Below are 14997 nucleotides of genomic sequence, written 5' to 3'. Positions count from 1 at the left end.
TGCCCGACGCGCTTAAGCGAAGGGTGTGAATTAGAGCAAGTAGAAATCTTTCAGGATTTTCGATAACACTATATATAAAGCGGAGTAGCTTATGTTGAAATCAGTAAAAACAGGCCTTGGGTTAGCCTGTGTATTGGCAGTTATGGCTGGTTGTAGCAGCAATGATACCAAGACTGGCGGGGAAACCATTGTTGATGAAACCGCAAATAATACCGCGGTTGAAACCACCGATTTTGATACCCCGAAAGAGCCTGTAGCACCTCTGGAAAACGTAGTTTACTTCGATTTCGACCAGTCCCTGCTGAAGCCCGAAACCCGTGAACTGCTGATCCGTCACGCTGACCGTATGCGCGCTGCCACCGGTTCTGTTCGCCTGGAAGGCCACGCTGACGAACTGGGTACTCGCGAGTACAACCTGGCTCTGGGTGAGCGTCGTGCCAATGCCGTTCGCGACTTTTTGGTACTGCAAGGCGTAGACGCAGCTAACCTGGAAGTAATCAGCTACGGTGAAGAGCGTCCGGCTCAAATGGGTTCTAACGAATCTGCCCGTGCGATGAACCGTCGCGTTGTTATTAACTAATCGTAAAAATGGATGCCAATGGCTTTAACGATTAGAAAACTAGCGATCGCCGCAGCAGTAATGACTGCGGCATCGCCGGTATTTTCCCAGGCCCCGATTGTAGACCTGTCTTCTAAGAGCCAGGACCAGTCGACCATTACTTATACCGATGAAGTGGAAAGCAGTGCTCCGACACAGCTCGCCCGCGCCGGTATGTCACCACCCCGAGCCCAGGGCAACCCCCAGGCCGAAGCCTACTATCAAATGCAGGTTTTGCAGCAGGAAGTGCGGGAGTTGCGTGGCACAGTTGAAGAGTTGCGCCATGAGATCAAGCGTCTCAAACAGCAGCGCACCGAAGATTATATGGATCTGGACCGGCGTATTGCGCGCCTGAGTGGTACAGAGCCAGCGGCTCAGCCGCCGTCTACCGCTGAAGGCGGTGCTTCGTCCATGCAAGGGCAGGGGGGCTCAGCAATGCCGCCTAAACCCCAGGGCCCGAAAGACGGCAAGAGCGAGCGCGACCGCTACCAGGCCAGCTTTGGCTTGGCCCGCAATGGCGATTACGGCGGCGCCAGTGAAGAGTTCAAAAGCCTGTTGCAGGACTTCCCCAATGGTCAGTACGCCCCGAATGCGAATTACTGGCTAGGTGAGATTGCACTGGTTCAAGGCAACCTGGAAGAGGCTCGGGAGTGGTTCGTAGCCCTCCTCGACGGTTACCCGAATTCCAGTAAAGTCTGGGATGGCCGCTACAAGCTGGGTACTGTTTATCACCAGCTGGGCGACCAGCAAAAAGCCCGCAACCTGCTGGAGCAGGTGGCAGCCAGTGATGCCAGAGCATCGAACCTGGCGAAGAAGTATCTGCAGGAGAACTTCCAGTAGCCTTCAGCCGCTACTGACTGCCATCGCTGGTTTTTTGAGCAGAAAAAGCCTATGATCCCGCGCCCGGGTGGCATGTGCCACTCGGGCGTTTTTGTGTTGGGTGTGTATGACCGATCTTTCCAAAGAATCACTCAGAATCAGTGAAATTTTCTACTCCCTCCAAGGAGAGGCGCGAGAAAGTGGCCTTCCTACGGTGTTTGTACGCCTGACGGGCTGCCCGTTACGCTGTACCTATTGCGACTCCGAGTACGCCTTTTACGGTGGCGAGCGCATGACGCTGGAGCAGATTTTGCAGCAGGTGCAAAGCCATCCCGCTCGCCATGTGTGCGTTACCGGTGGTGAGCCCCTCGCCCAGCCCAATTGTTTTCCCCTGATGAAGGCGCTTTGCGATGCGGGCTATGCGGTGTCCCTCGAGACCAGTGGCGCTATGCCTGTGGATAAAGTGGATGAGCGGGTATCGAGAGTGGTCGACCTGAAAACGCCGGCCTCTGGGGAGCAGCACCGCAATCGTATGGAGAATATGCAAGTACTCACTCGCCAGGACCAGATCAAGTTTGTGATCTGTGATCGCGGGGATTACGACTGGGCTCGATTTACCCTGGATCAGTACCGCATACCTGAGCGGGTTGGGGAGGTACTTTTCTCCCCCAGTTACGAGCAGCTGCAGCCGCGCCAGCTAGCTGAATGGATACTGGAAGATGGGTTACCGGTGCGTATGCAGATGCAAATGCACAAGCTGTTGTGGGGCGACATCCCAGGGGTTTAAAGCGCCGCTGTGCCACATCAAGAAAAGAGGAAAAAATGACAGCAAAGAAAGCAGTAATCTTGCTATCCGGTGGCCTGGACTCAGCCACCGTACTGGCCATGGCTCGGGCTGAGGGCTACGAGTGCTACGCCCTGGGCTTTGATTATGGCCAGCGTCACGAGGCAGAACTATTGGCTGCGCAGAAGGTGGCGAAGGACTTGGGGGCCGTTGAGCACAAGGTGGTTAAGCTCGACCTGCGCTCAATCGGCGGATCGGCGCTGACCGATGACTCTATCGAAGTACCCGAAGAGGAAACCTCCGGTATTCCGGTGACCTATGTGCCGGCGCGAAACACGGTGTTCCTGTCTATTGCCCTGGGCTGGGCAGAGGTGCTGGGCGCCCAGGATATTTTCGTGGGTGTGAACGCCGTGGACTACTCCGGCTATCCGGATTGCCGCCCGGAATATATTGAGGCCTACGAGAAGATGGCCAATCTGGCTACCAGGGCCGGTGTCGAGGGCAACAAGCTGTCTATACGTGCGCCGCTGATGGACATGAGCAAGGCGGATATTGTTACTGAAGGGACCCGCTTAGGGGTGGACTACAGTTTAACTGTGTCCTGCTACCAAGCCTTGCCAGATGGCGCTGCCTGCCGTCGCTGCGACAGTTGCCGCCTGAGGGCTGCTGGCTTCACAGAGGCCGGCCTGGAGGACCCCACGGTCTACGCACCTTAATTGGCCGTTGGCGCCAATTTTTTGAACAAATACCTAACTCCTTAAATTTGTTAGATTTTTTTTCGAGTTAGGTATTGTCTTTTCGAAATAGATCCGTAAGATACGCAGCTCCTCACAACGAGGCATCGAAAAGGGTCGTTAGCTCAGTCGGTAGAGCAGTTGGCTTTTAACCAATTGGTCGCTGGTTCGAATCCAGCACGACCCACCATTTTCGACAGGGATGCCCAAGGCAACCCACCCAGTTTTTACACTTCTGCGCGAAGGTGAAAACAACCCAAGTTGGACCATTACCAAGTTAGTCCAACCATCCTGGGGGTCGTTAGCTCAGTTGGTAGAGCAGTTGGCTTTTAACCAATTGGTCGCTGGTTCGAATCCAGCACGACCCACCACTTCTCCTTTTTTCCCACTATCAATTAACCAGTTTCTCTGTATTACCATCGTACACGTGGGCTAGTTTCAGACTTTCTATTACCGTGCTTATTTGCTGTGTTAATCAGCTCCTTTCGTTTTCGATTCTGAATGGTGGATATTACATGTATGGTGATCTATCAGAGTTTTCCGCATCGTAAAGGCTCGCCGACTGTGCAGATGTGCTCGCCAGGGTGTGCTTTAAGTTGTGTGTGCTTAACCCTGGACTCAATAGCCGCTATTTACTTTAGAGGGCCTTATGTTGGTCTTGGCGGCGGCTTTTGCCGAGTTAGAGAGTCTCGCCAGATCGGCAATGAACACGATTTAGTGCTCGTTGGTGTCAAGGTTGCATGTGGAAAATAAGCTGTTGTAGAAACTTTTAGCTAAGATAAAAGTCAGTTCGAGACAGTAAAAACATCTTTATCGATAATTGTGGTTAACACTTGAGCTTAAAAGGGGGCGTGTATAGCCTTTAGGTTATTCTGCCCTATAAGTCTCTCAGTCAAGGGTAGATCCTGGGCGCAGGGGCTGCTCTTGACCGAGAGTTTTGCCTGAGAAAAAGGCTAGTTCTAATTCGAGGCTTTAATGTAGCCAGACGCTTCCTGAGGGGGTAGGCTGGAACCAACCCTCCTAGCTCTTGGCTTTCTGCGTGCTAAATAAATAGCCAATCCAAAGCAGGACATTGCAACTAAGGCGAGTAATGTAATTACAATCAATATGTCACGCTTTTCAGCTCCTATTAATGGACGTAAAAAATTCCACTTGTGAAGCAGTGAGAATGAAAGTGATTCCAACCGGTCAATCTTTCGATTTTGGTCAACTAAAATACCTGTTACTGGGTCAACAAAATACCTGCTATTGGCTGGGTCATTCAAGTCGACCTGCCAAACCGGTAACCGTTTATTGCGGAAGTCATAGTTTGGCCCAAAGTGTGTGACCAGCTTGATTTCATCAATTTTAATATTGTCGATTGTATTGCCATTAGACTGGATGAACTGTAGAGCTAGTTCTTTGGCCAAGTCCTGATCCTTAATCGACTCTTTCTCCCCCGTTTGAGCGTTGATTAAAGCTGATGATCTTTCCAGAGGCAGTCCGCCAAAGCGTGCTTTACGCTGTTGGTAATTGGACATTGACTCTTCAATCGGAACGCTAATTCCAAGTCGATAAAGTGGTTTTTTATCGATGGACTGATTGAGCGAAATAGCATTTAAATGCGCTTTCTTAGGAATGCTACTCCCTATGCTATGCCGCCACTGAGCCATCTCGCTTTCCGCAACTGCAAAGCTTTCCAGTTGCACAGGTTCAAGCAGTCGCAAGCCTGAAATGGGTTGTATGTATTCTGCCTGTAATAAATGATAAAACCCGCTTGCTGACCAGCCAAGTAATGGCAGCCAAAGTAGGTAGCCGAGGCGGCGATGCCAGCGTCGATTAGACTTGGGAATTTTGCGGCTGGGGAGTGCAAAAATCAGATAGAGTCCCGTTGAAGCTATCACTACAAGCGTCAACATAAATAGTGCAACAGTGAGCACACGCCCATGGCCGGTAGTATCTAGCCAGCTCCAGGTATGTAGCGCTCTGAAAAACAGTTGCGTTTTGGCTTTAAAACTATTGTTTAAAGCAGCTAAGGCACCTGTTTCGGTGTAGATAAAAGCTTTGAGTAAATTATCGTCGGCGGCAATGGTCACCTCATAAACTGGCAGCAGGCGATTAACTCGCGGGTAATCAGCGCTAAAGCTCTCCTTGAATTTAACATCAATAATATTTTCTTGTGGTAAGTCCAAGTAATGAGAGGTGAGCCACTTTGCTTGTGCTATATCATGATCAAACAACTCACTTCCAGTTTCAAGGTTGAAATAACGCCTTGGACTGTTATCAGCTTCTGTAATCTGCAGTAGATTACCCTCACTTGAAGGAACAACTTTAGCGATAGCCACCCTTTCAATAGGCAGCTTGTCAACAATTTTTTCAAGTTTATATAAGGTCTCTGCATTGGCTTGAAACGTGGGTGGCATTGTATTTTTGGCTTGCGGACCAAACCAAGCCATTATTGGATGGAATATTCCAGACAAAGACCAAGTTACAACGCCAAAAAAAGCTATCCAGGTTAGGAATCTGTGCCATCTAATGAATTGCAGTTTCATCAAGCTACCTCGCTTATGTATTTCCTACTGTGAGGGGCTATTAAAAGTTAGTGCTGACACCAACATAGAAGGCGCGACCTTGACCTGGAGTAAAAACTGAATTACTGGAAGCCATACTAAGATCTGATACTGTTGACACATTTGAGATATATTTTTCGTCGGTTAGGTTTTCCGCAGATGCAAATAAGTCGATCGCTTCGTTTATCGAGATACCGGCAATAATGCCAATTAATTCATATCCCGCAGTTCTTTCAGTGTTGGCGTAGTCAACGTAGGCTCCGTTGGCAATATGTCGCAAGTTAATGCCTGCATACCACCTGCCATTGCTCGAGTATTTCAATTCGCTGGCGTAGATTGATTGAGGTATTCCAGGTAACTTGTTATCCCCTCTATCCGGATCATTATCAAAGCTAAAGTCGTTATAGTTATAGATGTTCCGCCAGAGAATATTCTTATTTATTTGTATATCGAGACCAAGCTCGACACCTTTGTGTAGTGTGTTACCTCTTGCGTTTTCTGTACTTGTTGTTTCGCCGCTAAACCCGGACTGCCCAACGTCTACAAATTCGTTGCTAATTTCACTGTGATAAATAGATGCGTCCCAGCTTACAATACCTTTCTGCCCGCGAGAGCCAACCTCAAAAGTCAATGACTCTTGTGCATCAAGAATTGTAAATGGATCCGCTCCACCCGAAGTTAGATCAGTTATTCCTGGTGGCTCATAACCTTCACTCACATTAGCGTATAGCTGATTTTCATCTTGTAGGGTATAAATAACACCAAGACGCCCATTGAATTTTTCGAAGCTCAACTTACCGGTGTCATCTTTCGGTCCACCCGTATCCTGAGCGGGGTCAGAGTTAAAGATATTTTTGTTTTCTCTGATGCTACTAATATATTGAGCTCCTGCGATTAGGTTAAGTGACTCGCTTGGGGAAAAGTCTAGCTGTCCATAGATGACAGTATTCGTCGCATTCCGATCATCTTTACTTGATAAATCCCCCTTCTCGGCAGTTGGTGTTGGGCTAAAAGGGCCCTCAGAGTACGCAAACAGTTCTGACTCATTGTTACTTTCAGCATGGGTTATACCTATAACCCAGGAAATATCAGTGATATCCAGTTGGAAATCACCAGTAATATCAGTAGATATACCAAACTCCATTCCGCTTTGCTCAATGATGCCGGCATATGGTGTTATAGCGTGATCCAAATATCTTGATGCTAGCCAAGCCCCGGCTTCAATAGTGAGCGAATCCAGTGCAAAAACTGTTCGATTTGATAAGCGAAATACATCAAGGTTTCGATCCATATCGCGTTCAATATTTGATTCTGGCGACATGTCAGGATTGCTTAGTGCTTGGTCGTGTGTCAAAGAGCCAGCCAGCTCAAAATTGTCTTGCAATGCGGTTAGGAAAAAGCGAGTTTCTAAGTTGTCACTAAATTTGTAGCCAACATTACCAAAGCTATAAATACTGTCGACTTCGGAATGTTCTCTAAATCCACTACTATTTAGTTTGGTTACCGCACCATAATAATCAAAAGCGTCAATTCTTCCTTTAGTGTTAATACTGGTTCGGTATGTATCGAATGATCCGCCTTCCAACCTTATATTACTACCAGTTTTTGACGTAGCTCCCGTCGGTGTTACCACATTGATTGCACCTCCCAGTGAAGCTGCACCATAGCGAAGGCCGTTTGATCCTTTATAGATCTCGATATAGTCAATAGATAGTGGGTCTATTTCTTGATACTCGGTGCTGCCACTAGCACGTGAAATCGGTACTCCATCACGCAATACAGTAATTCCTCGGCGCTCATAAGTAGCATTCGCAGCGGATCCCCGAATAGAAATTCGGTTATCACGCTGTGCTGAAGTGTCTGCGAAGACACCGGGTGTGAACTTCAGCGCGTCACCAATACTCTGCGTAAACTCAACTAAATAGTCTTCGGCACGAACCAAGTCAACTCCCCCTGGAACACGCTGAAGGTTATGAATTGCTTCACTTGCAGAGTGTGCAGATAGAGAATTGTCGATATCAGCTGTAACTACAATCTCCTCAATTGACTGGGAATGATGATCTTGGCCTTTAGCATGAGGCGCGCTACTGATAGCAATAAGTGTTAAGGAGATGAGCAGCTTTCGAGTAATTTTCATGTATAGGTATCCTGTCGGTACGCTATATAGCGCGCCGAAAAAATAATTTAGATGCTGTAACGCAGACGATATAACGGCAGGCACAGGTGCTCTGATACTAGATTGGTAGTATCTACGAGCATACTGATTTGCTTATATCAAATGCCTTACTGGCTCCATCATTGAGGCAGGCGTAAACGAGCCCAAAAGATGAAGAGCAAAGATTTAAATTGTGGATAAAGAGGCTGAGAAGGGAGGAGCGCGCTGCTGCTGTTTGCGATGTAGGCTGGCGATTACTTCCTCAGCCAAGTGTCGCTGCTGGATATAGCGTGTTTTTGACAGGCTAGATAGATAAGGGGTAGATAAAAATGTTACTTCGGAACTTGGCTTTGCAATACCAAACTTGCAGTCCGACTGCCAATTACCTTCGGTATGGTGATCATGATCTGTACTTTCAGCAACTTTATCAGCTGACATGCTCGCCATCTCATGGTGTATATGTTGATGATGGGAGTGGTGATTTTGCTCGCTCTTTGTACCGCTGCTTAATGGCTTTTGATTATGCCCCTGATGAATAATCGCCATTACTTCTGGTGAGACGCCACGAGGACAGAGTTTGATAACTGTGCCATCAGTAGCGATCGAGGCTGGCATGTACCCAGTGGGAATCAATGCTTGTACCAAAAATAAAAACAACGCTATACGAGGCAGCAGGTTTCGTGCGCCTCGTGATTGTTTGGTTTTGGTAAAGTAGCAGATTGACAAAGCTGGTACTTGCGAAGTGACAATTTGAGGCGCATTCTGCTCTACTTATTGAGAGTTATCAAGGGCTGGGAGTTGCTTTCTATGGTGAAAATGCAATTGCCGTTGGCAACCTCGATCTCTAGTAAAAAAATCTGCTGATAGGTTTGGCGTGATTCTGCTGGATGATTTTTGGTGGCTGGTTACCCAATTCCACATTCGTATATTGTTCTTGGCAGACAAAATATTTTCATACTAATTGATATTGGAGGAGTCGATTTTTAGTGGCAGTAAATAGAGGCTTGTCGAACCTGTTTTGGATAGAGTGGTGAGTCGTTATGCAAAGTTATGGTTGGTTTAGTGAGATATCTCCAAAACAAGGCTAGTATAAGCTTTATATCTCGACTTTTAATCGGTTGCTCAAGGTATGAAGCCAAGTGCGACCAAAAATTCCTTTCTTATAGTTCTCAATGTCTGGTTTTCTTGGTTCTTCCCTGAATGCACTAAACCTGCCACTTCTATTCTTTGTAAAACTTTATACCTAGTTATTGGGTGCTTTATTCCCATAGATGGCTTAGATTATATTGGTAGCATTGAATGAGCCATCGACTTGTCTTCTGACGCATTGGTAGGAATTTGAAGCCAGTTAATGCTATGAATCTAGTTTCAGAGAAATAAGGCTGCAGTCTTTGGTGTTGCTACCTCCTCAAGCATTTCGTGCCACCAATTATGGTGGATACTGCTTGCCTTGATGTTGCGGATTTGGTTTCTAAGTAGTGCGGTTCGATCTGTGTAGGTAAAGGAGTTGGTTTTTGTAAGAGATATTTATAATTGTCGGCCCGAGTTTTTCTCTATAGCAGCAGACGGTCGATTCTACTTTGCTGGCCACACAAATTGGCCAAATGAATCAAATGGACGTTAATCAAAACTTAGGCGTCAGCTCAAGTTTGATGGTTGGTGCTCAGGATGGCATAGGAAATGTCGCAGCCCTGGATCAGCTAGGTTCGGTTAGCTTTCTTGTGATGGAGCTGTTGCAAATGGGTAATGACAAGATGGCACTCCTGGAACAGGAGTTTACGGTTAAAAATTCAACTATGATTGTCAACCAGTTTGGTGATATGAATATGTCTACGCTGGATCAAGGAAATGCCTTCTTCACCAGCGCTACAGTGTTGCAAACCGGCGACTCCAACGATGTAATTATTTATCAGAACAATATCACTACGGGTGTTGCCACAATATCCCAAACGGGTACATTGAATGTGTATGTTACCTCTCAAGCGGGTAACGCCGAGACGGCAATAGCGACACAGTCTGGGGTAAGTAATACCGGCACAATTTTACAGTAGCAGTCAGTTCTTTGATTTCTGTGCTGCTAGGTTCTGATCTGTGTGGCACAGAAATTTAATCCCAAACTTTGTTCCTAGTTTTTCCCCACTTCCTTCTTATAGCTGTATCGCCGCTTATCGTTAACTCTTACCCAGTAGTTGGTCGGCCCATGATCAGCGATTTGAGAATAGTTTCTAAATATTCAGACGTTCATTATCGCAAGTGACCTTGTGCCAGTGCATGTCAATTCCTCTTGGGATTTGTTGTTCGCATAATTGCCTGTGTCAATTTCATTGCCTCAGCGCTCGAGTTTGGCGAGCTTTAACACTTCTTTGGTGGATGCTGTTGTTTGGAGTAGGGATGGCGCTAAATTGGATTCTGCGCATGCCTTACGCCGGCATGCCTATTGGTATCGATGTTGTTGATGAGGCCCTCTAAGTTGAGTCCCAAGAAAAGCTTGAATAGTTAATGAAGGATTGAATTATGAGGAAGTTGAAGCCTGTAGCTCTAGTTATATTGGCCGCAGTGAGTGGAAGTGCGATGGCCAGTAATAATACGACGTTAATAGATCAGCAGGGAGTGGGTAATACAGCGAATGCCAATCAGGTTGACCCTACGGCTATAGGGAACCTGATAGATGTCACCCAAATTGGCGATGCAAACTCTTCGTCATCGACCCAGGCGAGCGATGCCGTAAGTAATACCATGACCCACTACCAAGAGGGTGATGGGAATATGGCCGAGTCTTTCCAGCAGTTTATGACTGAGTCCAGTTCGTTGGAAATTAACCAGATTGGGAATAATAACGATACGACAGCGGAGCAACTTGAGTCACTTGGTTCTACCCAGGAACTAAATCAAGCTGGGGAAATGAACTTTATGACCATCACCCAGACTGATACTGAAGCATCCAGTATCGCGGTGAATCAAACTGGGGATATGAATGATGCGATCATAATGGGGCAGGTCTTCGATATTTTGGGAAGTGATGTCATCCTAAATCAAATTGGCGATGACAATATGGCCCAGATTTCCCAGCAGAGTGTTGTTGAATTTAGCTCTGTGTCAGCAGATCAGCTTGGCAACCAGAATAACTTTGATAGTGAGCAATTAATGGGGGTTTTTAACTCTACCGTTACTGCTATTCAGTCAGGCGATATGAATGACATCGAGTCCGATCAGGAAAATGGAGTTACTTCAAGTACGGTCCTTATTGCCCAAACCGGTACCAGCAACTTTGGTGGGGCACTACAGCAGAATGGTGTTGCCAATAGTACTGTAAGTGTGACTCAAGTAGGGGATGGAAACTTTGGTGGCGGCGTTCAGGATACTGGTATAGATGCCAGTGTTGGTATAGTGAGCCAATCTGGTACTGCGAATATGGGCGTTACCCAGCAAGCTGGGGGAACTTCTTTTGCCTCTGCAACGGTTACTCAGTTAGGGTCAATGAATGATGCGACGTTGGGGCAAATTACTGCCACCTCAGTTACGGGCTCCATATTTCAAAATGGCACCAGTAATATTGCCGGTGTGCTCCAACAGGGAAATATGCTCAGTGTGGCGACAACTACTCAAATCGGTGATTTGAATCAACATACAACATCGCAAATGCTAGATTCACAAACTGCAATCGCAACGCAAAATGGTACTTCCAATATTGGATTTATTTTTCAATAGATTTCATTGGGGCTTTGCGATATCAGTATGAATGCCGGCAGCTGTCGTGTATTTGCAAAGCCCCAGTTTTTCTTTTGTGTATTATTCAGTCCTATGTTTGAGATAAGAGCGATTTTTTAGGGAGTTGCATGTTCTCTTCCTATTGATTCTCTCCTGTCTGGTTTGGCTTTTAACTCTAATTTAAATTGGCTTAGATTATTTTCTGGGATGCTTTGCTACGCCTGGACTTTAAACAGAAGGGGTGGGATTTATGTACAAGGGATTAGTTAAATGAGAATTTGGACTTCAGTTACTGCAATAGCTGCGCTCACTTTCAGTGGCCATTCTATGGGCGGCAATAATACGACAGATATTGATCAGGACGGTGTTGGGCATCTGGCAACAGTGGACCAGTCTAATCCGACCAGTACCAATAATACCGTCTCGATAACTCAAACAGGGGATTCCCACCAGGCATCGGTTTTACAAGGTGCCCTTACAGATTTGAACACGGGCACGGTAGAGCAATCGGGTTTGATGAATGAAGCAATATTGGAGCAAATTGCAGAGGTCTCAGAGAGTACGGCTTTAATTAGCCAGTCTGGTGACGGTAATTTTGGTTGGGTAGTCCAGGATGACTTTGTTGAAGCTGGTAGTGCCACTGTTATCCAATCCGGTTTAAATAATGAGGGCATTGCTGCCCAGGTGGATGTGGGGGGAATACAGGGTACTGTCGCTGTTACTCAGAGCGGGACCATGAATTTTGCACAGGCTGTTCACGAAGATTTTGCGCTCAATAGTACTGGATTAATTAATCAACTTGGGAGTGAAAATAGTGCTGAGTTATTCCAGGGGCTTCTCACTGAGTCAAGCTTTATCAGTGTTGGTCAGGATGGAACGCTCAATGGGGCCTTAGTAGGGCAGGGGTTTGCCTTATTTTCCTCTATTACCACCTTCCAGAGTGGTGATATGAATTATGTAGAGGTTTCTCAGTTGGGGTTAAGCACTGGACTGGCCACTATTACTCAGGTGGGGACCTCCAATATTCATGTTACAACTCAGACAAATGATGGACAGGTGGCCACGGCGGTTCAGGTAGGAACGGGCAATCAGGGAAATATTGTTCAGTAGTAATGGACTTCTGGGGGGGTATTGTTATCTCTGCAGGATTGTGGCTGTACTGAAATATGCTACTGGGGTGGAAGGAACGAATACACTGCACTCGAAACACGCTGTGAATACATCCCTGTAAGTTCCTAATCGGCATCCATGCCTCATAGGGTCCCGAGCGCAGTGTATTCTTTCCTTCTCCCTTTTTAGTAAATTTTAGTCATTGCTAAGTAATAAGTTAGCCAATAATTTCTGAAACCACCTTTCCCAGATATAGTGAAGAAGTTAGACCTGGAGATTCAATACCAAAGAACGCCACTAGCCGAGAATGGTTGTTGAGTTTCTTATGGTAAACCTGAAAATCACCAGCGGGGGTTCCTTGGGGAACAATCTTGGGGCGAATACCGGCATAGCCAGGCTGCAATGTGTCGCTTTCTAAACCGGGCCAGTAGCGACGGATACTGCTATAGAATTTTTCCCGCTTGTCCGGATCTACTTGGTAGTTAATGGTTTTAATCCACTCCACATCCGGCCCAAACCGCGCCCCTCCAGCTAAATCCAGAGTGAGGTGAATACCCAGACCGGCGCTTTCAGGTAGAGGGTAAATTAAGTGTGAAAAAGGCACCTTACTTGACTGAGTAAAGTAGCTGCCCTTAACAAAATACGTGATGGGAATTTCTCGTTTTATAGCTTCGCTATTTACTGTGCCCATCAGTGAGCTGGTGTGAAGGCCTGCGGCCAAAATTAGATTACGGGTTTTCAATCGGTAACCATCTTCCATAATCAGCTGGCAAGCTTCGGCAGATATTTCAATTCGTGTGACTTTACTTGCGAGTACGATTTCCCCTTCCTTGGATTCTATGGCGCCCTCAAGAGCCAGCATCAGTCTGTGGCTGTCGATAATGCCCGTCGTTGGTGAGTAGATGGCCCCGGCACACTGTAACTCTGGCTCCATAGATAGAGCCTCTTTAACGTTCAGTAAACGAAGTCCCCCGGCGTTGTTCGCATCCCCCTGGGCTTTGAGGGCTCGGAGTTGCGGCAGCTGTGCTTTATCTGTGGCGACTACCAGTTTGCCGATCTGTTTATGGGGAACCGCGTATTCCTGGCAAAATTGGTACAGCATGGATTTACCGCTGACACAGGCGCGGGCTTTCAAGCTGTTCGTCGGGTAGTAGAGCCCTGCGTGAATAACCTCACTATTGCGCGCGCTGGTTTCAGTTCCAATAGCAGTGTGTTGTTCCAGCACCATCACTTTGTGGCCAGAGAGGCTCAACTTGTAGGCACAGGCAAGCCCCAATATGCCTGCCCCGACTATCACTGTGTCTAATATCTCCATAGAGACCCTGTTGCTAAAATACCCACCTTTTTGAGGTGGCCAGGATGAATCCCTTCGGCCTATTTTGCCTGTAACGCCAGATTAAAGTTGCTGTCGAAAGGGTGCGTGGTGGTGTCGTTTCATTGCGCTATAATGCGCGCTTTTCCGCGACTGGAAGTTAGTCATGACTCATAAGTCCATTGCCGCAGACAAGGTAGATTCTCGCTCTTTGGTGCAAGCGCACCTGGCGGAGCCGGTAATGTCTCAATATAGCGAAGAAGAGCTGCAAGAATGGCGCGAGCGCATCAAGCGCTTGTTGAAAGAACAGAATGCAGTATTGGTCGCACACTACTATACCGATCCTTTGATTCAGGCCCTCGCGGAGGAAACCGGCGGCTGCGTTTCTGACTCATTGGAAATGGCCCGTTTTGGCGCTCAGCACTCGGCGGACACTCTGGTAGTGGCCGGGGTAAAGTTTATGGGTGAGACCGCTAAGATCCTTACCCCTAACAAGAAAGTACTGATGCCGACCCTTGAGGCAACCTGCTCCCTGGATCTCGGCTGCCCCCCACAGGAGTTCTCTGACTTTTGCGATCAGCATCCGGACCGCACCGTGGTGGTTTACGCTAATACTTCTGCTGCGGTAAAAGCTAGGGCGGACTGGGTGGTGACCTCGAGTATTGCGCTGGATGTAGTGGATCACCTGGATGCCAATGGCGAAAAAATCCTTTGGGCACCTGACAAACACCTCGGCGGCTATGTCCAGCGGGAAACCGGCGCGGATGTACTGTTATGGGATGGTTCCTGTATTGTGCATGAAGAGTTTAAGGCCAAGGGGGTTGAGGACTTAAAGGCCCTCTACCCGGATGCTGTGGTTCTAGTGCATCCTGAATCTCCCGCCTCTGTGGTAGCCCTGGCCGATGTGGTGGGTTCTACCTCGCAGATTATTAATGCTGCCAAGACCCGCCCTGAGAAGCGCTTTATTGTGGCTACCGACCAGGGCATTTTCTACAAGATGCAGCAGGAGTGCCCAGACAAGGAGCTTATGGTAGCGCCAACCGCCGGTGCTGGAGCCACTTGCCGCAGCTGTGCTAATTGCCCCTGGATGGCGATGAACTCTCTGGAGAACCTCTGCGGTGTACTGGAGCGCGGGGATAATGAGATCTTTGTGGACCCGGAACTGGGGCGCAAGGCGATGATCCCGCTACAGCGGATGTTGGATTTCCGCAAAGGTTAGCTCTTGAGA

At 47.6% G+C, this 14997-nt stretch carries 12 protein-coding genes and 2 tRNA genes; 10 read left to right on the top strand and 4 right to left on the bottom strand.

The window, feature by feature from the left end; translation table 11 throughout:
* The first annotated feature begins 91 nt into the window (after positions 1–91).
* The 6 genes from ACJJIS_RS18240 (at position 92) to ACJJIS_RS18215 (ending at position 3306) form a co-directional block, all read left to right on the top strand.
* The gene (locus ACJJIS_RS18240) at positions 92–580 is read left to right on the top strand and encodes an OmpA family protein (RefSeq protein WP_413664415.1); all 489 of its coding nucleotides are present in this window, start codon (positions 92–94) and stop codon (positions 578–580) included.
* Positions 581–598: 18 nt separating this feature from the next.
* Positions 599–1438 (top strand): tol-pal system protein YbgF, encoded by an 840-nt coding sequence (ybgF, locus tag ACJJIS_RS18235; RefSeq protein ID WP_413664416.1) that lies wholly within the window; start codon positions 599–601, stop codon positions 1436–1438.
* Positions 1439–1544: 106 nt separating this feature from the next.
* Positions 1545–2204 carry a 7-carboxy-7-deazaguanine synthase QueE gene (queE, locus tag ACJJIS_RS18230; protein WP_108731832.1) on the top strand — a complete coding sequence of 220 codons (660 nt, stop codon included), beginning with the start codon at positions 1545–1547 and terminating at the stop codon, positions 2202–2204.
* A 35-nt stretch (positions 2205–2239) separates the two neighbouring features.
* Positions 2240–2917 carry a 7-cyano-7-deazaguanine synthase QueC gene (gene queC / locus ACJJIS_RS18225; RefSeq protein ID WP_282934224.1) on the top strand — a complete coding sequence of 226 codons (678 nt, stop codon included), beginning with the start codon at positions 2240–2242 and terminating at the stop codon, positions 2915–2917.
* 132 nt (positions 2918–3049) lie between these two features.
* A tRNA-Lys gene (locus ACJJIS_RS18220) sits at positions 3050–3125 on the top strand.
* 105 nt (positions 3126–3230) lie between these two features.
* Positions 3231–3306: transfer RNA gene (locus tag ACJJIS_RS18215), tRNA-Lys, on the top strand.
* A 588-nt stretch (positions 3307–3894) separates the two neighbouring features.
* Here the strand turns inward: ACJJIS_RS18215 and ACJJIS_RS18210 are convergent.
* The 3 genes from ACJJIS_RS18210 to ACJJIS_RS18200 form a co-directional block, all read right to left on the bottom strand.
* Positions 3895–5466, bottom strand: coding sequence for a PepSY domain-containing protein (locus ACJJIS_RS18210; protein WP_475708771.1), 1572 nt, complete (start codon positions 5464–5466; stop codon positions 3895–3897).
* A 40-nt stretch (positions 5467–5506) separates the two neighbouring features.
* A complete protein-coding gene (locus tag ACJJIS_RS18205) occupies positions 5507–7621 on the bottom strand; it encodes a TonB-dependent receptor family protein (protein WP_475708770.1) in 2115 nt (704 codons plus the stop codon).
* A 204-nt stretch (positions 7622–7825) separates the two neighbouring features.
* Complete coding sequence (locus ACJJIS_RS18200) at positions 7826–8185, bottom strand: hypothetical protein (protein WP_445359428.1); 360 nt, start codon at positions 8183–8185, stop codon at positions 7826–7828.
* Between the two features lie 1067 nt (positions 8186–9252).
* On the opposite strand from ACJJIS_RS18200, the gene ACJJIS_RS18195 reads away from it, so the two are divergent.
* The 3 genes from ACJJIS_RS18195 (at position 9253) to ACJJIS_RS18185 (ending at position 12457) form a co-directional block, all read left to right on the top strand.
* Positions 9253–9690, top strand: a complete 438-nt coding sequence (locus ACJJIS_RS18195; RefSeq protein WP_475708769.1) for a hypothetical protein — start codon at positions 9253–9255, stop codon at positions 9688–9690.
* 463 nt (positions 9691–10153) lie between these two features.
* A complete protein-coding gene (locus tag ACJJIS_RS18190) occupies positions 10154–11347 on the top strand; it encodes a hypothetical protein (RefSeq protein WP_475708768.1) in 1194 nt (397 codons plus the stop codon).
* A gap of 270 nt (positions 11348–11617) precedes the next feature.
* Positions 11618–12457 carry a hypothetical protein gene (locus tag ACJJIS_RS18185; protein WP_475708767.1) on the top strand — a complete coding sequence of 280 codons (840 nt, stop codon included), beginning with the start codon at positions 11618–11620 and terminating at the stop codon, positions 12455–12457.
* A 217-nt stretch (positions 12458–12674) separates the two neighbouring features.
* Here the strand turns inward: ACJJIS_RS18185 and ACJJIS_RS18180 are convergent, their stop codons facing one another.
* Positions 12675–13835: an NAD(P)/FAD-dependent oxidoreductase gene (locus tag ACJJIS_RS18180; RefSeq protein ID WP_475710369.1), complete on the bottom strand. Its 1161-nt coding sequence runs from the start codon at positions 13833–13835 to the stop codon at positions 12675–12677.
* Positions 13836–13935: 100 nt separating this feature from the next.
* Between ACJJIS_RS18180 and nadA the strand changes: the two genes are divergently transcribed.
* On the top strand, positions 13936–14988 hold the full coding sequence (gene nadA, locus ACJJIS_RS18175) for a quinolinate synthase NadA (protein WP_444895159.1): 1053 nt from the start codon (positions 13936–13938) through the stop codon (positions 14986–14988).
* Positions 14989–14997: the final 9 nt, after the last annotated feature.

This window comes from Microbulbifer maximicatervae (SeqCode) (genome assembly GCF_056231245.1).
This window is presented reverse-complemented; position numbering and strand designations above follow the sequence as displayed.